Here is a 19,774-nt window from a genome sequence, read left to right on the forward strand (position 1 = left end):
CAATGGCATATCAGGTGAAAGGGCGCGACCCGCTCTTCGACAGCAACATGCAGGCCGCAATCGAGAAGCGGGGCAAGGAGCTTGGCGGTTTGGCCCTGATTGTCCTTGGCCTACTGGCGGCGGCGATGATCGGGTCCTACACGCCCGATGATCCCTCGTGGCTGTCGGCCACCGATGCTCCGGTGCAGAACTGGCTGGGCCGTCTTGGCGCCTCGGTCTCGGCGCCGCTGTTCATGATCGTCGGTCTGGGCAGCTGGGGCCTCGCGCTGGTGCTGCTGGTCTGGGGCGTTCGCCTTGCCCTGCATCGCGGTGACGAGCGCGCGCTGCCGCGCGTGGTTTTCGCGCCGATCTGGATCGCGCTGGCCTCGATCTATGCCGCGGGGCTGGAAACCGGGCCGGAATGGACCCACAGCTTCGGCCTTGGCGGGCTGTTCGGCGATATGATGATGGGCACCGCGCTTGGCATCCTGCCGCTCAGCGCCGGTTTCGGTCTGAAGCTGCTGACGGTCCTGCTGGGCGTTGGCCTGCTGGCGCTTGGGGCCTTCGTTCTGGGCTTCACCAAGGACGAGTTGCAGAGCATCGGCCGCTTCCTTCTGGTCGGGCTGATCATGTCCTACGCCTCGCTGCTGAGCCTGCTCGGCCGGGGTGCGGGCGGGGCGATGCAGGCCGCGCAGCGCGCGCAGGCCGCGCATTCCGACCGCCGCGCGCGCCGCGCCGAAGAGGCTGCCGAGGCCGAGGCTTGGGCGGCTGCGCAGGATGGCTATGCCGAAGATGACCACGCTCTGCCCGAGCATGCTTATGCCCAGGACTATGTCCAAGAGCCCGCACCGGCCCCGGCCCCGCAGCGCAGCAGCTCGCGGGTGCGCCGTGCCGCGCCGCCGCCGCTGGAGCTCGAGCCCGAAGAGCCCGAGCTGCTCGACGAGGACGACGCCTATGCCTACGCGCAGATGCAGGCGTGGGAAGAGGCCGCCGCCCCAGTCGCTCAGGCCCCGGTTGCTCCTGTTGCGCCGCCGCGCGCCGCGCCCGAGCCTGCCAAAAAGCCCGGCCTTCTGGCGCGCATCACCCGCCGCGCCGAGCCCGAGCCCGACTATTATGACGACGAGGTGGAGCTGCTCCCCGTGGAACCCGACACCGGCGAAGACCGTATCCGTGCCAAGATCGCCCATGCGGTGAAGACCCGCCGCCGGGGCATTGCGCCGACCTTCGGTGCAAGCCGCTCCGAGGATCCCAGCAAGCCGCTGACCAAGGGCCGGGGCCGTGGCCCGCAGCCGCTGATCTACAAGCCGACGCAGATGCTGCGCGCCGAGCCGCCGCTCACCGCCGCGCAGGCCGCCGAGCAACTGCCGCCCGAGCCGCCGCTGACCGCCTCGCGCGCGGTACCGCAGGCGCCCGAGCACCGGGCCGAGTACACGGCGCAGCCGCAGGGTTATGCGCAGCCCGCTGGTCCTGCGCCCTTCACCCATGCCGAAGACCCCTATGAGGCGGACAACTTCGACGACTACCGCGACTTCGACGATTACGGTGACGAGGCGCCTGCTGCGTTTGATGCGCAGCCGCAGCCCCGCGCCGACGCACCCGCCCAGCCGGCCCGTCAAGCCTATGCCGAGCCCAGCTACGCCGAGGATGACCACGGCGCAGAGAGCTACGGCGCGGAAGACTACGCCGACGGCTTTGAGGCGCAGGGCTACGATGCTGGCTATGATGCTGGCTACGATGATGGCGGCTACGATGCCTCCGCGCAGGACCAGTTCGACGGCGATGACGAGGATGACGACGGCTACGACGTGCAAAGCTGGTCCGCCGAGCCGGCGCAGATGCAGATGCCGCGCCCCGCGATCCCGGTGATGCAGCCCAAAAAGGTGGTGCAGAAGGCCGAGCCCAAGCCGATGCAGCCCTCGCGCCGCGCACAGGAAGAAGCGCAGCCCGGCCTCGGCTTCGACGACAAGGCGGTGGATTACGAACTTCCGCCGCTGCACCTGCTGGCCAATCCCGAGAACATCGAGCGCCACGTTCTGTCCGACGAAGCGCTGGAAGAGAACGCGCGGATGCTGGAGACGGTGCTCGACGATTATGGCGTGAAGGGTGAGATCGTCTCGGTTCGCCCCGGCCCCGTGGTCACCATGTACGAGCTGGAACCCGCGCCGGGCCTCAAGGCCAGCCGTGTCATCGGGCTTGCCGACGACATCGCCCGCTCGATGTCGGCGCTGTCGGCGCGTGTCTCGACCGTGCCGGGCCGCTCGGTGATCGGCATCGAACTGCCGAACGACAAGCGCGAGATGGTGTCCTTCCGCGAGATCCTCTCGAGCCGCGACTACGACAATGGCAACCAGCGCCTGCCGCTGGCCCTCGGCAAGGACATCGGCGGCGACGCGGTGGTGGCCAACCTCGCCAAGATGCCCCACCTGCTGATCGCCGGGACCACCGGCTCGGGCAAGTCGGTGGCGATCAACACGATGATCCTGTCGCTGCTCTACAAGCTCACCCCCGAGGATCTGCGGCTGGTGATGATCGATCCCAAGATGCTGGAACTTTCCGTCTATGACGGCATCCCGCATCTGCTCAGCCCCGTTGTGACCGACCCCAAGAAGGCCGTCGTGGCCCTCAAATGGGTCGTGGGCGAGATGGAAGACCGCTACCGCAAGATGTCGAAGATGGGCGTGCGCAACATCGACGGCTACAACGGCCGCGTCGCCGAGGCGCTCAGCAAGGGCGAGATGTTCAAGCGCACGGTGCAGACGGGCTTTGACGACGAGACCGGCGAGCCGGTGTTCGAGACCGAAGAGTTCGAGCCGCGCAAGATGCCCTATATCGTGGTCATCGTCGACGAGATGGCCGACCTGATGATGGTCGCGGGCAAAGAGATCGAGGCTTGCATCCAGCGCCTCGCGCAGATGGCACGGGCGAGCGGCATCCACCTGATCATGGCCACGCAGCGCCCCTCGGTGGACGTGATCACCGGCACGATCAAGGCCAACTTCCCGACCCGGATCTCCTTCCAGGTGACGTCGAAGATCGACAGCCGCACCATCCTTGGTGAGATGGGCGCCGAGCAGCTCCTGGGCATGGGCGACATGCTCTACATGGCGGGCGGCGCGCGCATCACCCGCTGCCACGGCCCCTTCGTGTCGGACGAGGAAGTCGAGGAGGTGGTGAACCACCTCAAGGCCTTCGGCCCGCCGGAATATGTCTCGGGCGTGGTGCAGGGCCCCGACGAGGAGAAGGCCGACAATATCGACGCGGTCCTCGGCCTCAACACCGGCGGCAACACCGATGGCGAGGACGCGCTCTACGATCAGGCGGTGGGCATCGTCATCAAGGACCGCAAGTGCTCGACCTCCTACATCCAGCGCAAGCTCGGCATCGGCTACAACAAGGCTGCGCGCCTTGTGGAGCAGATGGAAGACGAGGGCGTCGTCTCGGCGGCGAACCACGTCGGCAAGCGCGAGATCCTCGTGCCCGAGCAATAATCGGCGCTGCGCTGGCCCGGCTGGCGCGCCATGCGTATTTGAAAAGAGAAGAAGCCCGGGGGTGTGCGCTCCTGGGCTTCTTTCTTGGGCTTCTTCTCTTCCAAAATACGCCGGGGGAGCGTGGCCCGCAGGGGCGCGCGGGGGCGGAGCCCCCTGTTCGGGCCTCAGTGCGCGCTTCGGTGTGGGCCTGAGTGCGGGCCGAAGCGCGGGTTTGGGCGAAGTGACGCCGTTTCGGGGCGGCGGGGCACCGGCAAGCCTTTGATCGCGCGTCCGGGCGCCCTAGATAGGCTGCAACGCCTGCCTGCTATCGCATAACACCGAAAGGGCGTGCGATATGGATGGCAGACCCCGAGCAAGAGGACCAAACGGAATGATCCGCACTTTCATCGCCGCGCTCACGGCGCTTGTGCTCACCACGCTGCCGGCGGCGGCGCAGAAGCTCTCGCTGGGCGAGGTGTCGCAATATCTCAATTCGATCCAGTCGGCGCAGGGCCAGTTCACCCAGATCAATGGCGACGGCTCGATCTCTACCGGCACGATCTCGATCAAGCGGCCGGGCAAGGTGCGCTTTGAATACAAGCCGCCCGAGCAGGCGCTGGTTCTGGCCTGGGCGGGGGCGGTCTATGTCTTCGACAAGAAGCTGGGCGGCCAGCCCGAGACCTACCCGCTGAGCCAGACGCCGCTGTCGATCATTCTGGCCAAGAACGTCAACCTTGGCCGCGCGGGGATGGTGACCGGCCACAGCTACGACGGCACCGCCACCACGGTCACCGCGCAGGACCCCGAGCACCCGGACCGCGGCTCGATCCAGATGAAGTTCACCGGCAATCCGGTGCAGCTGCGGCAATGGGTGATCAACGATGGCAATGGCTCCAAGACCACGGTGGTGCTGGGCGCGCTGGCGGATAAGAACCTGCCCAACTCGGTGTTCGACGTGAACCGGGTGAAGTAAGCGAAAGGCCGGGCAGAGCGCCCGGCCTTTTCAGTTTCGGGGGAGGGCCGCAGCCGCTTACCAGCGGCGCGCCTGCCGGCAGTTCGCCAGCTGCACCTCATAGACCACCGCCCGGTTACCCACGTCCTCGGCCACGCGCATCAGCCAAGACTTGCCGTTGTAGGTGCCACGGGCAAAGCCGGTGCGGCCCTCGTGGTAGGCGAGATACTGGTTGCGCGCGTCGCGCAGGCTGATGCCCAGCCGGTCGCGGCTTCCGGACATGTACCAGCCCATGAAGTCGGTCGCGTCGCGGATGTCATCGCGATCGGCGCGCCATTTGCCGGTGGCTTCCACATATTCGTCCCAGGTGCCGTCCAGCGCCTGACTGTAGCCATAGGCCGAGCTTTGCCGGCCATAGGGAATCACCCCGAGCGCATAGCGGAACGGAGTCCGCGCGTCCGAGATGAACTTGCTTTCCTGATAGATCGTCGCCATCTGCACATGTACCGGAACGCCCCATTTGCGTTCGGCGGCACGGAAGGCGCGGATGTAATTCGGGCGCTCACGGATGATGGCGCATGCGTCCTCGAGGTTGTTCGGTGCCCGTCCGGCACCGCCACCTCCGCAGGACGCGGCCAATAGAACCAGTGCCGCCGCGCGAAGCCATCTGCTCATCTGCCTCTCGCTTTTTCTGCTCTTGTGGTGTTTTTTGTCTTTTATTGACGATTATTTTAGCTCAAAGCCGGCCCCGTTGGAATCACAATTCCTTCAATCCCGGGAACTCCGGGACATGCGCGGGAATTGGCCACCACGGCGGTTTGCCGCCGAACTGTCGGCCCGCAGGCCACAGTGTGTTTCCGAGCAAATGGGGCTCGGTGTTGGACAAGTTGCCCAAAAAATGTCAAAAATTGTTCTCAGAGGTATCCATGCACACACAGCGCGCGAAATATCATCTGGGCCAGGTCGTCCGCCATCGCAAGCACCCGTTCCGGGGTGTGGTCTTTGATGTGGACCCCGAGTTCAGCAACACCGAGGAGTGGTATGAGGCCATTCCCGAAGAGGCGCGCCCGAGCCGCGAGCAGCCGTTCTACCACCTGCTGGCCGAGAACGATCAGAGCTTCTACGTCGCCTATGTGTCCGAGCAGAACCTCATCGCCGATTACTCGGGCGAGCCGGTGGAGCACCCGGATATTCCCGATCTCTTCGGGGCGTTCATCGACGGCAGCTACGAGCTGCACTTCCAGCTGAACTGAGGCAAGAGCCTTCGAAGGCTCTTGCAGATTTCTTCCCAGAAATTTGGCCCTTGGGGCCGTGGCCTGCGGATCAGACCGCCTCGCGCACAGCGCTCAGGAAGGCACTGACGTCCTCGGGCTCCAGCGACCAGTCGCAGACCAGACGCCCGGTCAGCAGCTCGCCGCCGTCGCCTTCCAGATCCCCCGAGACGTAATATGTCGCCCCCGCCGCCTGCACCTTGCGGTGCGCGTCGCGCGGCATCTCAACGAAGGCCATGTTGGCATAGCTCTCGGTCAGCACCGTCACGCCCAGTTGCTCCAGCCCCTGCACCAGCTGCTCGCAGCGGGCATTGGCGCGCTCGGCCAGATCCTTCCACAGATCGCCTTCGAGATAGGCGTCCATCTGTGCCGCCAGATAGCGGTGCTTGGAGAAGAGATGCGCGCCGCGCTTGCGGCGGTACTCGAACTCCTGCGCCTTCTCGGAATCGAAGATCACCACCGCCTCGACGCCCATCAGCCCGTTCTTGGTGCCGCCGAAGACGCAGATGTCGACGCCGGACTTCCAGCTCATCTCGGCGGGCGTGGCGCCCAGTTTCACCGCCGCATTGGCGAAGCGCGCACCATCGAGATGCACCGGCAGCCCATATTCGCGGGCCACGGCGGTCAGCGCGCGCAGCTCTTCGAGCGTGTAGAAGTTGCCCTTCTCGGTTAGCTGGGTGATCGACACCGGCCCGCGCTTGGGGCCATGCACGCCGCGGTTCTGCTCGCCCTCGATCGCCGAGCGCAGCGCCTCGGGGGTCATGCGGTCCTCGCCCGGGACCAGCGTCAGCTTGGCGCCGCCCATGTAGAACTCGGGCGCGTTGCACTCGTCTTCGTGGATATGCGCCACCGGCGAGCAGAACACCGTGGCGTAGGGCGGGCAGAGGCAGGCCAGCGCCAGCGAGTTGGCCGCCGTGCCGGTGGGCACCAGATAGACCGCCGCCGAGGGCGCCTCGAAAAGCGTGCGGATGCGTTCGGCGACCTGCATCGACAGCACGTCGGCTCCGTAGCCCAGCGTATGGCCGGTGTTGGCGCGGGTCAGCGCGTCCAGCACCTGCGGAGGAACGGGGCCGGAATTGTCGGAGGCAAAGAACATTCAGGTGGGCTCCTCGATAATGTGGTCTTCCCAATCGTCCTCGCCGACCTCGAATTCGGGGACGGTCCGGCCCCGCATCGACACGCCAGCGGCATGCACCGTCTCGGGATCGCCCGAGATCAGCGGGTGCCAGTCATAGAGCGGACGCCCTTCCCAGAGCAGCCGGTAGGCGCAGGTTTGGGGCATCCAATAGGCGTGTTCGTCGATGTTGTCGGGACGCAGGACGATGCATTCGGGCACGAACTGGTGCCGGATTTCATACTGCGAGCAACGGCAGCTGGAATCGTCGAGCAGACGGCAGGCGACACAGGTCAGCGCGACCTCGCCGGTCTCTTCGTCCTCGAGCTTGTTGAGGCAGCATTTGCCGCAGCCGTCGCAGAGCGCTTCCCATTCGGCCTCGCTGAGTTTGCTCAGCGGCTTGCTCTCCCAGAAGCGCGGGGCGAGGCCCTTGCGGTCGATCGGGTCGCTCATAGCGCCTCCAGAATGCGCCGCGCCTCGGCGCAGTCGAGATCCATCTGCGCCACCAGCGCGTCGAGCCCGTCGAACTTCAGCTCGGGGCGCAGGAACTCCACCAGACCGACCGAGAGGGTCGCGCCGTAAAGATCGCCGGAAAAATCGAAGATGAAGGTTTCGAGGTTGGCGCTGTTGACGCCAAACATTGGCCGCACGCCCAGCGAGGCGGCGCCGTGATAGCTGCCCTTATGCGGCCCGTCGAGCACGTCGACCAGCACCGCATAGACGCCGAAGCGCGGCGGATGCAGCCCGTCGATCGACATATTGGCCGTGGGGTAGCCCAGCTTGCGGCCCAGCTGCTGGCCGCCGCCGACCTCGCCCTCGATACGGTGCCAGTGACCAAGCTGCGCCGCGGCCGACCGCGGGTCGCCCTCGGTCAGCGCCTTGCGGATCGCGGTGGAACTGATCTGCGCGCCGTCCTGATCCAGAATCTCGGCCACGGTCACGCCAAAGCCCATCTCGGCACCGAAACGCTGCAGGTCACTGACCTTGCCCTTGCGGTGTTTGCCAAAGCAGAAATCGGCTCCCACCACCACATGGCTCAGACCCAGACCTTCGGTCAGCACGTCGCGGGCGAACTCTTCGGGGGTGAGCGCGGCGAGCGCGGCGTTGAAATTCAGCTCAAACAGCCGCTCGACACCCAGTTTCTCCAGCCGCGAGGCCCGGGCCTTGGCCGACATCAGCCGGAACGGCGGGGCATCGGGGGCGAAGAACTCGCGCGGGTGCGGCTCGAAGGTGAGCACGCCGAAGGGCGCGCCATTGCCCTTCTCGCGGGCCATTTCGATCACCGCGCGGTGGCCAAGATGCACGCCATCGAAATTGCCGATGGCGACGCTGGCACCCCGGTCCCGGGGCTCGGTGAACTGGTAATCACGAATGGTCCGCATGGGGCAAAGCCCTAGCCCTCCCTGCGGGGACGTGCAAGCGCCTGTGCAATGCGCTGCAGCCCGGGCGCGATGCGCTCCGACGGGATCGAGCTATAGCCTAATCTATAGAAGTTTCGCGGCGCATCCGGGCTCTGGAAGAATGGCGCGCCGGGCTCGATGAGAACGCTTTCGCGCTGCAGCTCGGCGGCGAGCGCTTTGGTATCCACGCCGCGCGGCGCGCGCATCCAGAACGACGAGCCGCCATGCGCTGCGACGCCCGCGATCTCCAGCCCGTTGCGGGCGATCTCGGCCTCCATCACCTGCCGCCTTTCGCCGAGCGCGCGCCCGATTCGCCGCACGAGGCTGTCATAGTGACCAAGGCTCAGGAAATGCGCGGCGGTGCGCTGGATATGGCCGGGCGGGTGGCGCAGCACCGAGGCGCGCAGAGCGCGTGCCTCGCGGATGAAGGGCTCGGCGCCGACGAGATAACCCAGCCGGAGACCGGGAAAGAGCGACTTCGAAAAGCTGCCCACATAGACCACCCGGCCGTCGCCATCGAGGCTCTTGAGCGCCGGTGTGGGCGGCTGCAGATAGGCCATCTCGAACTCATAGTCGTCCTCGACAACCACCGCGCCCAGATCGCGCGCCCGCTCCAGCAGCGCGCGCCGCCGCGCCAGCGGCAGCGTGGCGCCGCTGGGGCATTGGTGGCTGGGTGTGGTGAAGATCACATCGGTGCCCTCGGGCACCGCCTCGGGCGGCAGGCCTTCGCTGTCCACGGCAATCGCGCTGCGGGCGCAGCCGGTCTGATCAAGCAGCACGCGCAGCGCCGGATAGCAGGGGTCTTCCACCGCGGCGCGGCGCTCGGGGCTGAGCAGGATCTGGCTGGCCAGCCACAGCGCGTTCTGCGCGCCCAGGGTGATCAGGATCTCTTCGGGGCGGGCCTGAATGCCGCGCCGGGGCAGGGTCTGACGGGCGAGGAATTCCACCAGCTGCGGATCGTCGCGGTCATAGTAATCCTGGGTCAGCGCGCCGAAGTCCCGCGCCCCCAGTGCCTGCACCGCGCAGAGCCGCCAGTTGGCGTGATCGAAGAGCTTTGGATCGGCCTGACCGTAGATGAAGGGATAGCGGTAGCTCGCCCAGTCGGCGGGCCGCTCGGGCACCGCACCGGCGGCGAAACGCCGCCCCATGGCGCGCTGCCAGTCGACGCGCTCGGCGCGCGGCGTCTCGGGGAAGTCCGGCGGCTCCGGCGCGCCCTCCGAGATGTAATAGCCCGAGCGGTCGCGCGAGGTGAGATAGTCCGAGGCCAGAAGCTCGGTATAGGCCAGCGCCACGGTGATCCGGCTGACCCCGAGATGTGCCGCCAGCTTGCGGGTCGAGGGCAGCTTTTCGCCGCGCCGGAAGCGGCCCGACAGGACGCCCTCGGCCACCATCTGCTGAATGCGCGCCTGCAGCGTGCCCTGCCCGTCGGGGCGCAGGAAGAAGGTCTCGACCGGGATTGCCATGGGGACATCTCCTCCGGCAGCGCTGGGGCGGAAAGGCGGCAGGGGGGGGCGCTGCCCCCCTCGGCGCGGCGCGCCTCACCCCCCGGGATACTTCAGTCTAGACGAAGCGTGGAAGGCGGCTGGCTTCGTCTAGACCCAAATATCCCCGCCGGAGGCAGGCCGTCCACCGCAGCCATAGCGGCGCCGGGCAGGGGCTCAGCTGTAGTCGCGTTCGCCGAAGATCGCCGAGCCAACGCGCACATGGGTGGCGCCAAGCGCGATCGCCTGTTCGAAATCCGAGCTCATGCCCATGGACAGGCCATCAAGCCCGTTGCGTTCGGCGATTTTGGCCAGAAGGGCGAAATGCAGGCTCGGCGTCTCATCGACCGGGGGGATGCACATCAGCCCCTTCAGCGGCAGATCGAGATCGCGCACCTCTTTGATGAAGGCGTCGGCCTCGGCGGGCAGGATGCCGGCCTTTTGTTCTTCCTCGCCGGTGTTCACCTGCACGAAGAGATCGGGACAGCTGCCCAGTTCCTGCGCGAGCCGCGCCAGCGTGGTGGCGAGCTTGGGCCGGTCCAGCGAGTGGATCGCCGAGAAAAGCTGCATCGCCTGCCGCGCCTTGTTGCTCTGCAGCGGGCCGATGAGATGCACTTTGGCGTCCGGGAAACGCTCTTGGAAGGCGGGCCATTTGCCTGCGGCCTCCTGCACCTTGTTCTCGCCGAAGAGCCGGTGGCCCTCTTCGAGCACCGCCTCGACGCGCGCGTTCGGTTGCACCTTGCTGACCGCGATCAGCTGCGCCGAGCCGGGGGCTCTGCCTGCGTCGCGCTCGGCTTTGGCGATGCGGGTCTTGATGTCGTTCAGTCCCATGGTTCCTCTCCCCAGGCCTCGATGAAAGGCGCCAGTTCGGTTTCGTATTTCTTCCACGCCTGCGCCGAGCCGCGATAGATCGGCTGCCGCGCCTGGCTGACGCTGAGCGTTTTCACCTGTCCGGCCGCCTCATGCGACGAAAGGCAGGCCTCATCCCAAGGCAGACCCGCAGCCGTCACCAGCGCGCGGGTGTGCGGCTCGGGATCGGCGACCAGATCTTCATAGCGAATCTCGTGGATGCGCCCGGGCAGCGCGTCCTTCCAATGGGCGACATTGGCGCGGAAGCGTTTGATCGCGGTGGCGATCAGCGGCAGGTCGTTGGCGTAGCGGTGGCTGCCCGTGGCGAAATGGTTCTTGTAGATCGACAGGGCGATGTCGCGCGGATCGCGATGCACCACCACGATGCGCGCGCCGGGCAGCGCGTGGTCGAGCAGCCCGAAGATCAGGTGGCAGAGGATCGACTTGTCGGTGATCACGCCGCTCCGGCGACCGCTGTCGCGCGCGGCAAGGCGCAGGTATTGCTCGGCAAAGGCGGCAACGCGGGCGGGGGGCTCGTCGGCGAGCCGGCGCATCTGCTCGCCGGCACCGAAATGCCCATAGGCCAGCTTCAGCGCGTGACCAAGCTCGCCGCCAGCGGTCACCTCGGGATGGGCACCGAGAATGCGCTCGACCAGCGTCGTGCCCGAGCGCGGCATGCCGGTGACGAAGACCGGGCGCAACTCCGGCTCGGCGGGCGCGCCGGGCGCGAGCCCCTCTTGCGCGGCGCGCACGGCGGCGAACTCGCGGGCCTGCGCGGCGCTGTCGAAGGGCGCGGCCTTGGCCTGCAGCGCGTTGGCGCGGCGCAGGTAGCCAAAGACCTTGGCGGTTTGGCCGGTCTCTTCCATCGCCTTGGCCAGCGCAAAGCCCAGATGCATCCGCTGCGCGTCCGGCAGATCGCTGCGGGCCCAGAGCTTTTCCATGGCGCGCAGCAGCGGATCGCCCGGCTTCAGCGTCTTGCTGGCGAGGAAGATCCGGTAAAGCTCGGCGGCATTGGGGTGGCGCTTGATCAGCGCGCGAAAGATCGTCTCGGCCTCGTCGAACCGTCCCAGAAGCTGCAGGTAATGCGCCTTGTCCGCGCGCGGCTTGATCGCCTTGGGATCAGCCGCGATCTGCCGGTCATAGGCTGCGAGCGCCTGCTCGGGGCGCCCGAGGGCGCGGTAACGCTCGACCGCAAGGGCGGTGACCTGAGGCTGATCGGGCGCAAGCTCGACGGCCCGGTCGAGGTGGCCGAGACAGGCGTCGCGGTCGCCCTGCTGATAGCAGATTTGAGCCAATTGGAAGGCGAGATCGCCGCGGCGTGGCTCCATGGCCAGCACCTGTTCCAGCGCTGCGCGGGCCTCGCCGAGTTTGCCTTTGGCAAGGGCGGGGCGGACCGAGTTCAGCAGGCTGGCCGTACGCGCGGCCGAGAGTGGCAGCATGGGGATGTCTCGTCTTCAGATGCGCTGCGCCCGTTCTGCCCGGTGCAGGCGCAAAAGAAAAGAGCGGGCCGAAGCCCGCTCTTCCCTATCAGACTAATCTCAGGAGAGATTAGAAGGACATTGCCAGGCCGAGCGACCAGGTGTCGTCGTCCGAGCCGTCGGTGAATTCGCTGTAGCCGTAGCCGAACTGTGCAACGAGACCGCCGCCCAGGTCGTAGTTGGCTGCCAGGCCGTAGCCTTCCTGCTCACCAGCGTCGTCGAAGTCGTACTTGCCGTAGTTCAGGCCGACCGAGAAGGCGTTCATCGAGTAGCCGAAGCCGAGGCCCCAGTGCTCGCCGTCCGACACGAAGCCGTCTTCGCCGTCGATGTCGCTGTAGGTCGCGCCAACTTCAAAGCCGCCTGCGAAGCCTGCGGTGACGCCGAGGCCCCACACTTCGGCCCACTCGTCGAGCTTCAGGTAGCCGAGGCCTGCGGAGAGGTCGACACCCGACAGTTCTGCCGAGTAGCCAACGCCTGCCGACCACAGGGTCTCGCCGGAGTCTGCGCGGCCAACGTCTTCCGGCTTCGAGCCGTCTGCGATCTGCTCAGCCGACACCGAGAAGGTGAACGCGTCGTAAGCGTAGTCGAAACGAGCGATCTGACCGTCGGAGCCGTTCACGCCGCCGTCGAACTCTGCGCCGTCGTTGAAACCAGCGTGGATGGTTTCGTCGTCAGCCAGCGAGCCTGCGCCGCCGAGGTTCATCTCGGGAACGATTTTGTCGTATGCCGAGTCGGTGTCGCCCATGGTCAGGGTTGCGCCGCCGTAGGACACGAACAGAGCTTCACCGCCCTGATCCCACGGGTCCGAGAAGGGGTTGTCGGCTTCGTCGAGGTCGATGTTCGCACCGAAGACCAGGCCGTTGTCGGCTTCGCCGGACATGGTGAAGGTCAGGTCGATGTCGGTGAAGAACTGAGCTTCGTCGTTCGCCTGGTCGGTGGTCTCACCCGGGTTGTAGATACCCATCTCGGCGTAGCCCGAGATCGTAACTTCTGCCGCGGCGACGCCTGCGGTTGCAACCAGCGCGGTGGAAGCAAACAGAATCTTTTTCATTGTTTCCCTCATGTGTTCTAAGGCACGTACCAATCCGGGTAGCCCGGCCTTGATGGGAGCTTCTATGCGCTTTGGCTGGCCGATCTGGCAACCCGCAGGTGCGGGCAGGGCCCCATCAAGCAAATCAGTGATGCGCAATTGCCACAAAAATATCACGGACCTTTCAAGGCGCTGCCGGTGCCGAGGCGGGCTTTGGCGGGCCCGGGATTGACCGCTTGTGATACGCGGTGCCGACGAGTATGCAGGGGCAACCAACCGGACGGTCAGGAGCTTTGGTTTCATGGAATATAAGCGGTTTGCGAAGGGGCTTTCGCTGGCAGCGGTGGTGCTCGGGCTGACGGCCTGCAGCCAGCAGACATCCACGCAGACGGTACAGACCCGCTCGGCCGACGAGATCATGGAAGCGGAGATCTACAACGGACGCGGCGCGCCCGAGTCGACCGTTTGGGACATTTTTAAGTCCAAGCCCGACGCGGGCCGAGTCGGCGCGGTGAACAAATACATCTGGAACGCCTCGCTCGAAGTTCTGGACTTCCTGCCGGTCGAATCTGTCGACCCCTTCACCGGGGTGATCACCACCGGCTACGGCACCCCGCCGGGCGGCGGCACCGCCTATCGCGCGACGATCCTCGTCTCGGACCCGGCGCTGGACGCACGTTCGCTCAATGTCGCGCTGATGACCCGCTCGGGCCCGGCCAGCGCCTCTACGGTGCATGCGGTCGAAGATGCGATCCTGACCCGCGCACGGCAAATCCGCGCGGTCGACAGCCGCATCTGAGGCAGCGCTTCAGCAGATTACAAAGGCCCGGAGAACGCTCCGGGCCTTTTCTTTTGCATAGAGCCAATCGTGGGCGGCGCGCCTCAGTCCCGCGGCGGGCGGGGCCGCATCTCTCCCAGCCGGGTCACCCAGTCGACGTGGCGCGGCAGGCAATGGCTGCGCAGATCGTAATGGGCGCGGACATGGGCGCGGGCCGCGGCGCCAAGGCGGGCGCGGGTGTCGGGATCGTCGAGCAGCGTACAGAGCCGTTCGACCAGCGCGTCGCGGTCGAAGAAATCCACCATCCAGCCGGTTTCCCCCTCGGTCAGCGCCTCGCGCACCGGCGCGGTGTCGCTGGCGAGGATGGCGCAGCCGGCGCTCATCGCCTCAAGCAGCGACCAGCTCAGCACGAAAGGGTAGGTCAGATAGACGTGCACCCGGCTCACCTGCATCATCGCAAGGAAGCGGTCATAGGGCACCCGGCCAAGGAAATGCACCCGCGCCCAATCGGCATCGGGGATCTGGCCGCGCACCTCGTCGATGTAGATCTGCTTCCAGCTCTTCCCGCCCGGGGCCTTGGCGCCATAGCTCACCTCGTCGCCGCCGATCAGCGTGACATGCGCATTCGGGCGGCGGCGCAGGATCTCGGGCAGGGCGCGCATGAAGACGTGATAGCCGCGATAGGGCTCTAGGTTGCGGTTGATGAAGGTGATCACCTCATCGTCGCGGGTCAGCACGGTGCCGCCCTCAAGCTCGAGCCGCGCATCCGGATTGGGCACCACCAGATCGGTGTCGATGCCATCGTGCGCGACGGTCAGCCGGTCCTGCCAGCGCTCGGGGAAGGTGCCCGCCTGAAAGCCCGTGGGGCTGATGCCCGCGTCCATGACTTCCTCGTGCATCCGGTTGTTGAGGTTCTTCATGCGGATGCGCTGCGCCTCGCTCAGCGAGGCGGGTTTGCTGAACTCGGGGTCGAAGTCGATGAACTCCGGCGTGGTCAGATGGTAGAGCTCGCAATAGAGCCCCAGCCGCGCCTCGGGCCAGACGTCTTTCAGAAACAGGCTCTCGCCCCAGCCGTGGTGGGCCAGAATCACATCTGGCTCATAGCCGCTCTGCCGCAGTTGCAGCGCCGCGTTGCAGCAGCTGACGCCGCGCAGCACCTTGGTTTCGAAATCTGTGAGATAGGGGTGGATGCCGCGGGTGCTGCTGCCGCGGATCTCATAGGGGATCACTTTGACGCCATTCCAGACCGTCGGCTTTTTGACCTTCGGGGTCAGCGCGGTGACCTCATGGCCGAGCCGAACCAATTCCGGCGCGAGGTGCTTGTATTGGCCGGGGAAATTCTGGTGAATGCAAAGTATTTTCATGGTCTTCGGTCATCGGTCCCTAAACGGGGGGCACTTTTCCACGCGGCGAAACGCGAACCAATGTGAAACGCCGCATATGGGTCTTTTGACGCCAAGAGGTTGCTGAAATGTCGCCGTCAGCCGCTGCCAGCCGGGAGAGGGCACTGGACGCCCGCCGGGGCCTGCCCTATCACCCGGCAAGACCCATCCGCACCGACCCCATCCGCTCTGAGGGACAACAGATTATGTCGCGCTACGACCCCGCCACGATCGAGCCGAAATGGCAGGCCGCCTGGGAAGAGGCCCTGACCTTCAAGGCCACCCGCTCCGCCGACAAGCCGAAATACTACGTGCTGGAAATGTTCCCCTACCCCTCGGGGCGCATCCACATCGGCCACGTCCGCAACTACACGATGGGTGACGTGATCGCCCGCTACAAAAAGCAGAACGGCTTCAACGTGCTGCACCCGATGGGCTTTGACGCCTTCGGCATGCCCGCCGAGAACGCCGCGATGGCCTCGGGCGGTCACCCCAAGGACTGGACCTATTCCAACATCGACACGATGGTCGCGCAGATGAAACCGCTGGGCTTCGGCCTCGACTGGTCGCGCATGTTCGCCACCTGCGATCCGGAATACTACGGCCAGCAGCAGGCGCTGTTCCTCGACATGCTCGACAAGGGGCTCGTCTACCGCAAGAACGCCGTGGTGAACTGGGATCCGGTCGACATGACCGTGCTCGCCAACGAGCAGGTCGAGAACGGTCGCGGCTGGCGCTCGGGCGCGCTCGTGGAGCGCAAGGAACTCACCCAGTGGTTCTTTAAGATCTCGGACTTCTCGGGCGAGCTGCTCGACGCGCTCGACACGCTCGATGATTGGCCCGCCAAGGTGAAGCTGATGCAGGCGAACTGGATCGGCCGCTCGCGCGGTCTGCAGTTCTCCTTCGACACGCAGGGTGCCCCCGAGGGCTTCGACAAGATCGAGTGCTACACCACCCGGCCCGACACGCTGCACGGCGCGTCCTTCGTCGGCATCTCGCCGGACCACCCGCTCGCCAAGGAACTGGAGCAGGGCAACCCCGAGCTTGCCGCGTTCGTCGCCGAGTGCCGCCGCATGGGCACCTCGGAAGAAGAGCTGGAGAAGGCCGAGAAGCGTGGCTTCGACACCGGCATCAAGGTGCGTCACCCGTTTGACGACAGCTGGGAACTGCCGGTCTATATCGCCAACTTCATCCTCATGGATTACGGCACCGGCGCGATCTTCGGCTGCCCGGGCCACGACCAGCGCGACCACGACTTCTGCTCGAAGTACGGCCTGCCGATCGTGGAAACCTTCGTGCCGCTCGAGGGTGAGATCGACATCCAGGCAGAGCCCTTCGTTCCCGCCAAGACCGAGAAGGTGCGCTACACCCGTCTCGTCGCCGGGGAAGAGGTGCAGACCGGCGAAGAGGGCGTCAACGCCGCCGTCGACTTCTGCGCGTCGAAAGGCATCGGCGAGGGCGTGACCAAGTACCGCCTGCGTGACTGGGGCCTGTCGCGCCAGCGCTACTGGGGCTGCCCGATTCCCGTGGTCCATTGCGAGGCCTGCGGCGTGGTGCCCGAGAAGAAGGAAAACCTTCCGATCGCGCTGCCCTACGACGAAGACGGCACGCCGATCGACTTCTCGGTGCCGGGCAACCCGCTCGACCGTCACCCCTCGTGGCGTGACTGTGCCTGCCCGTCCTGCGGCGCCCCGGCGCGGCGCGAGACCGACACGATGGACACCTTCGTCGATTCGAGCTGGTACTTCGCCCGCTTCACCTCGCCGCGCGCCGAGACGCCCATCGACATGGCCGAGGCCGAGTATTGGATGAACGTCGATCAGTATATCGGCGGCATCGAGCACGCGATCCTGCACCTGCTCTACTCGCGCTTCTTCGCCCGCGCGATGCACATCACCGGCCACCTGCCCGAAAAGAGCAAGGAGCCGTTCAACGCGCTCTTTACCCAAGGCATGGTGACCCACGCGATCTATCAGACGCGCAACGCCGAAGGCCGCCCGGTCTACCACTACCCCGAGGCGGTGGAGCTGAAGGACGGCAAGGGCTTCCTTGCGGACGGCACCGAGGTCGAGATCATCCCCTCGGCCAAAATGTCCAAGTCCAAGAACAACGTGGTCGACCCGGTCGCGATCATCGGCCAGTACGGCGCCGATACCGCGCGCTGGTTCGTGCTGTCGGACAGCCCGCCCGAGCGTGACGTGGAATGGACCGCTTCGGGGGCCGAGGCGGCGTCCAAACACCTCGCACGGGTCTACCGCATCGCCGCCGAGATCGCCGAGTCGGACGCGCCCGAAAGCGCAGAGGACAAGGCGCTGCTGCGCGAGATGCACAAGGCGATCCACGATGTGACCATGGGCGTCGAAAGCTTTGGCTTCAACGCGGCCATCGCCAAGCTCTATGCCTTCACCGGCGTGCTGGGCAAATCCAAGGCCGGCAGCGCAGCCAAGCGCGAGGCGGCGAAGGTTCTGGCGCAGCTGATGTCGCCGATGACCCCGCACCTGTCCGAGGAAGTCTGGCAGCTGCTCGGCGGCGAAGGGCTGATCGCCACCGCGCCTTGGCCCAAGGCCGACGAGGCGATGCTGGTCGAAGACAGCGTGACCCTGCCGATTCAGGTCAACGGCAAGCGCCGCGGAGAACTGACCGTTCCCAAGGACATGCCCAAGGAAGAGATTGAAAAACTCGTCCTCGCACATGATGCTGTGGTGCGGACCCTCGAAGGGGCCGCGCCGAAGAAACTCATCGTGGTGCCGGGCCGGATCGTCAATGTGGTCGCCTAATCGTCGAACCTTTCTCGCAGCCTGCGGCGCGCTTGCGCTCGCGGGCTGCGGATTCACCCCGGTTTACGGGCCGCAGGGGGGCGGGCAGGCGCTGCTCGGTCAGATCGCGCTGAGCGATCCGGACAGCCCCAACGCCTATCTCTTCAATCGGCGGATCGAGGAGCGGCTGGGCCGTGCGCCAATCGGCGCGCCCTATCAGCTTGAGACGACGATCCGGACGGACAGCACCGGGCAGGGCTCGCTCGCCGACGGCAACACCACACGCATCCGTCTGGTCGGAGAGGTCAGCTTCAAGCTGCGCGACACGGCCAGTGCCGAGACGCTGACCGAGGGCTCCACCTCGTCGTTCACCGGCTATTCCACCACCGGCTCGACCGCGGCCACAGAGGCCTCGGAACGCGACGCCGAAGAGCGGCTGATGATCACGCTCGCCGACCGGGTGATCGACCGGCTGATGCTGGTCGCCGCAGACCTGCCGCAATGAAGCTGTCCGGGCGCGACGCACAGGCCTTCTTCCGCAAGCCGGATCCCACGCGGTCCGGCGTGCTGCTGTTCGGCGAGGACGCCATGCGCGTCGCCCATCGCCGACAAGAGGTGATCGCCGCTCTGGTCGGTCCCGAGGCCGAGACGGAAATGCGGCTCACCCGGATGTCGGGCGGGGATCTGCGCAAGGATCCGGCGATGCTGCTCGACGCGGTGAAGGCGCAGGGCTTCTTTCCCGGCCCGCGCGTGGTGTTCGTGGAAGAGGCGACCGACGGGCTCGCCAAGATCATGGGCGCGGCGCTCACCGACTGGCGCCCCGGCGACGCGCAGATCATCGTCACCGCCGGTCAGCTCACCGCCAAATCCGCGCTGCGCAAGCTCTTCGAGGCCGCGCCCGAGGCGCTGGCCATCGGCATCTACTCCGATCCTCCGGGCCGCGACGAGATCGAGGCCGCGCTGACCAAGGCCGGGCTCACCCAGGTCGATCGGGCCGCCTTCGATGCGCTCGATCATCTGGCCCGCGCGCTGGAGCCGGGCGACTTCCGGCAGGTTCTGGAAAAGCTCGCACTCTACAAGCTCGACGATCCCGCGCCGCTGATGCCCGAGGAGGTCGCCGCCTGCGCGCCCGCCTCCATCGAGGCAGAGCTGGACGACATCCTGCATGTGGTGGCCGAGGGCCGCTCGCCCGAGATCGGCCCGCTGATGCAGCGGCTGGAAGGGCAGGGCGTGGCGCCGGTGACGCTGCTGATCATGGCCATGCGTCACTTCCGCGTGCTCTACACGCTGGCCTCGGCGCCGGGCGGCCCGCAAGCGGGCGTGCAGCGCCTGCGCCCGCCGCTCTTCGGCCCGCGCCGCGACCGCATGCTGCGTCAGGCCTCGGGCTGGAACGCCGACCGGCTCGAAGACGCGCTGTCGATGTTGATGGAGACCGATCTGTCGATCCGCTCCGCCGGGGCTCGCGCGCCCGCCATGGCACTGGTCGAGCGCAATTTCGTGCGCCTCGCATGGCTTGCCTCGCGGCGCTAGCCGCCCTTTTCCCGCTCGGCCAGCGTCTCCAGCTTGCCCATCTGCCAGAGCTTGATCTCGCGCGCCAGCCGCAGCGTGGGCTTCACCATGAACAGCACAGAGCCCACGGTGAAGAACCAGATTGCGATGGTCTCATACTGCTTCCAGAAGAACAGCACCGAGCCGATGGTGAAACAGACCGCCGCGCCGAAATCGACGAGCGTGTGGGCAATCTCGAAAAGCGCATAGACGCGCCGCGTGTCGGCGTTGCGCTGCCGGTTGGCGTGGTTGAACAGCTTCATGGGCCAGAAGATGGCGCGCCGCCGAC

General features: G+C 66.4%; 17 protein-coding genes. 7 read left to right on the forward strand and 10 right to left on the reverse strand.

Annotated elements, in window-relative coordinates; translation table 11 throughout:
- Positions 1-2 precede the first annotated feature (2 nt).
- Both G0A00_RS03645 and G0A00_RS03650 read left to right on the forward strand, forming a co-directional pair.
- Positions 3-3,467: a DNA translocase FtsK 4TM domain-containing protein gene (locus tag G0A00_RS03645; protein WP_164178788.1), complete on the forward strand. Its 3,465-nt coding sequence runs from the start codon at positions 3-5 to the stop codon at positions 3,465-3,467.
- A gap of 370 nt (positions 3,468-3,837) precedes the next feature.
- Positions 3,838-4,419: an outer membrane lipoprotein carrier protein LolA gene (locus tag G0A00_RS03650; RefSeq protein WP_164178790.1), complete on the forward strand. Its 582-nt coding sequence runs from the start codon at positions 3,838-3,840 to the stop codon at positions 4,417-4,419.
- 57 nt (positions 4,420-4,476) lie between these two features.
- On the opposite strand, the gene G0A00_RS03655 is transcribed toward G0A00_RS03650, so the two are convergent.
- Positions 4,477-5,073, reverse strand: coding sequence for a lytic transglycosylase (locus tag G0A00_RS03655; protein WP_066102933.1), 597 nt, complete (start codon positions 5,071-5,073; stop codon positions 4,477-4,479).
- Positions 5,074-5,324: 251 nt separating this feature from the next.
- On the opposite strand from G0A00_RS03655, the gene hspQ reads away from it, so the two are divergent.
- Positions 5,325-5,651 (forward strand): heat shock protein HspQ, encoded by a 327-nt coding sequence (hspQ, locus tag G0A00_RS03660; protein ID WP_066102928.1) that lies wholly within the window; start codon positions 5,325-5,327, stop codon positions 5,649-5,651.
- Positions 5,652-5,721: 70 nt separating this feature from the next.
- Here hspQ and G0A00_RS03665 read toward each other — a convergent pair whose 3' ends face one another.
- The 7 genes from G0A00_RS03665 to G0A00_RS03695 all read right to left on the reverse strand — a co-directional run bounded on the left by G0A00_RS03665 (position 5,722) and on the right by G0A00_RS03695 (position 13,042).
- Positions 5,722-6,765, reverse strand: a complete 1,044-nt coding sequence (locus tag G0A00_RS03665; protein ID WP_164178792.1) for a low specificity L-threonine aldolase — start codon at positions 6,763-6,765, stop codon at positions 5,722-5,724.
- A complete protein-coding gene (locus G0A00_RS03670; protein WP_066102922.1) occupies positions 6,766-7,236 on the reverse strand; it encodes a YcgN family cysteine cluster protein in 471 nt (156 codons plus the stop codon). It abuts the gene before it with no gap.
- Positions 7,233-8,165 carry a bifunctional riboflavin kinase/FAD synthetase gene (locus G0A00_RS03675; RefSeq protein WP_164178794.1) on the reverse strand — a complete coding sequence of 311 codons (933 nt, stop codon included), beginning with the start codon at positions 8,163-8,165 and terminating at the stop codon, positions 7,233-7,235. The genes G0A00_RS03670 and G0A00_RS03675 overlap by 4 nt, the downstream gene beginning before the upstream one ends.
- 11 nt (positions 8,166-8,176) lie before the next feature.
- The gene (locus tag G0A00_RS03680; protein WP_164178796.1) at positions 8,177-9,646 is read right to left on the reverse strand and encodes a PLP-dependent aminotransferase family protein; all 1,470 of its coding nucleotides are present in this window, start codon (positions 9,644-9,646) and stop codon (positions 8,177-8,179) included.
- A gap of 195 nt (positions 9,647-9,841) precedes the next feature.
- On the reverse strand, positions 9,842-10,495 hold the full coding sequence (locus G0A00_RS03685) for a YggS family pyridoxal phosphate-dependent enzyme (protein ID WP_066102915.1): 654 nt from the start codon (positions 10,493-10,495) through the stop codon (positions 9,842-9,844).
- Positions 10,486-11,952: a sulfotransferase gene (locus G0A00_RS03690; protein ID WP_164178798.1), complete on the reverse strand. Its 1,467-nt coding sequence runs from the start codon at positions 11,950-11,952 to the stop codon at positions 10,486-10,488. Before G0A00_RS03690 ends, G0A00_RS03685 begins: the two co-directional genes overlap by 10 nt.
- A gap of 109 nt (positions 11,953-12,061) precedes the next feature.
- On the reverse strand, positions 12,062-13,042 hold the full coding sequence (locus G0A00_RS03695; RefSeq protein ID WP_164178801.1) for a porin: 981 nt from the start codon (positions 13,040-13,042) through the stop codon (positions 12,062-12,064).
- Positions 13,043-13,439: 397 nt separating this feature from the next.
- Between G0A00_RS03695 and G0A00_RS03700 the strand changes: the two genes are divergently transcribed.
- Positions 13,440-13,820: a DUF3576 domain-containing protein gene (locus G0A00_RS03700; protein ID WP_235952880.1), complete on the forward strand. Its 381-nt coding sequence runs from the start codon at positions 13,440-13,442 to the stop codon at positions 13,818-13,820.
- Positions 13,821-13,903: 83 nt separating this feature from the next.
- Here the strand turns inward: G0A00_RS03700 and G0A00_RS03705 are convergent, their stop codons facing one another.
- A complete protein-coding gene (locus tag G0A00_RS03705; RefSeq protein WP_164178805.1) occupies positions 13,904-15,163 on the reverse strand; it encodes a glycosyltransferase in 1,260 nt (419 codons plus the stop codon).
- A gap of 224 nt (positions 15,164-15,387) precedes the next feature.
- Between G0A00_RS03705 and leuS the strand changes: the two genes are divergently transcribed.
- The 3 genes from leuS to holA are packed head-to-tail and all read left to right on the forward strand — an operon-like array spanning position 15,388 to position 19,467.
- Positions 15,388-17,958, forward strand: coding sequence for a leucine--tRNA ligase (leuS, locus tag G0A00_RS03710; protein WP_164178807.1), 2,571 nt, complete (start codon positions 15,388-15,390; stop codon positions 17,956-17,958).
- The gene (gene lptE, locus G0A00_RS03715; protein WP_164178809.1) at positions 17,945-18,442 is read left to right on the forward strand and encodes an LPS assembly lipoprotein LptE; all 498 of its coding nucleotides are present in this window, start codon (positions 17,945-17,947) and stop codon (positions 18,440-18,442) included. The genes leuS and lptE overlap by 14 nt, the downstream gene beginning before the upstream one ends.
- Positions 18,439-19,467, forward strand: a complete 1,029-nt coding sequence (gene holA, locus G0A00_RS03720; protein ID WP_164178811.1) for a DNA polymerase III subunit delta — start codon at positions 18,439-18,441, stop codon at positions 19,465-19,467. Before lptE ends, holA begins: the two co-directional genes overlap by 4 nt.
- Here the strand turns inward: holA and G0A00_RS03725 are convergent.
- A complete protein-coding gene (locus G0A00_RS03725; protein ID WP_066102890.1) occupies positions 19,464-19,748 on the reverse strand; it encodes a YrhK family protein in 285 nt (94 codons plus the stop codon). The genes holA and G0A00_RS03725 overlap by 4 nt on opposite strands.
- Between the last annotated feature and the right edge of the window lie 26 nt (positions 19,749-19,774).

This window comes from Salipiger sp. PrR002, from assembly GCF_010500775.1.
In the GTDB taxonomy this organism is placed as follows: Bacteria; Pseudomonadota; Alphaproteobacteria; order Rhodobacterales; family Rhodobacteraceae; genus Salipiger.

Bases quoted from the DNA above. Each gene is read 5' to 3' on its own strand.
- G0A00_RS03645 (WP_164178788.1), top strand. From the start codon at position 3: ATGGCATATCAGGTGAAAGGGCGCGACCCGCTCTTCGACAGCAACATG.
- G0A00_RS03650 (WP_164178790.1), top strand. From the start codon at position 3,838: ATGATCCGCACTTTCATCGCCGCGCTCACGGCGCTTGTGCTCACCACG.
- G0A00_RS03655 (WP_066102933.1), bottom strand. From the start codon at position 5,073: ATGAGCAGATGGCTTCGCGCGGCGGCACTGGTTCTATTGGCCGCGTCC.
- hspQ (WP_066102928.1), top strand. From the start codon at position 5,325: ATGCACACACAGCGCGCGAAATATCATCTGGGCCAGGTCGTCCGCCAT.
- G0A00_RS03665 (WP_164178792.1), bottom strand. From the start codon at position 6,765: ATGTTCTTTGCCTCCGACAATTCCGGCCCCGTTCCTCCGCAGGTGCTG.
- G0A00_RS03670 (WP_066102922.1), bottom strand. From the start codon at position 7,236: ATGAGCGACCCGATCGACCGCAAGGGCCTCGCCCCGCGCTTCTGGGAG.
- G0A00_RS03675 (WP_164178794.1), bottom strand. From the start codon at position 8,165: ATGCGGACCATTCGTGATTACCAGTTCACCGAGCCCCGGGACCGGGGT.
- G0A00_RS03680 (WP_164178796.1), bottom strand. From the start codon at position 9,646: ATGGCAATCCCGGTCGAGACCTTCTTCCTGCGCCCCGACGGGCAGGGC.
- G0A00_RS03685 (WP_066102915.1), bottom strand. From the start codon at position 10,495: ATGGGACTGAACGACATCAAGACCCGCATCGCCAAAGCCGAGCGCGAC.
- G0A00_RS03690 (WP_164178798.1), bottom strand. From the start codon at position 11,952: ATGCTGCCACTCTCGGCCGCGCGTACGGCCAGCCTGCTGAACTCGGTC.
- G0A00_RS03695 (WP_164178801.1), bottom strand. From the start codon at position 13,042: ATGAAAAAGATTCTGTTTGCTTCCACCGCGCTGGTTGCAACCGCAGGC.
- G0A00_RS03700 (WP_235952880.1), top strand. From the start codon at position 13,440: ATGGAAGCGGAGATCTACAACGGACGCGGCGCGCCCGAGTCGACCGTT.
- G0A00_RS03705 (WP_164178805.1), bottom strand. From the start codon at position 15,163: ATGAAAATACTTTGCATTCACCAGAATTTCCCCGGCCAATACAAGCAC.
- leuS (WP_164178807.1), top strand. From the start codon at position 15,388: ATGTCGCGCTACGACCCCGCCACGATCGAGCCGAAATGGCAGGCCGCC.
- lptE (WP_164178809.1), top strand. From the start codon at position 17,945: ATGTGGTCGCCTAATCGTCGAACCTTTCTCGCAGCCTGCGGCGCGCTT.
- holA (WP_164178811.1), top strand. From the start codon at position 18,439: ATGAAGCTGTCCGGGCGCGACGCACAGGCCTTCTTCCGCAAGCCGGAT.
- G0A00_RS03725 (WP_066102890.1), bottom strand. From the start codon at position 19,748: ATGAAGCTGTTCAACCACGCCAACCGGCAGCGCAACGCCGACACGCGG.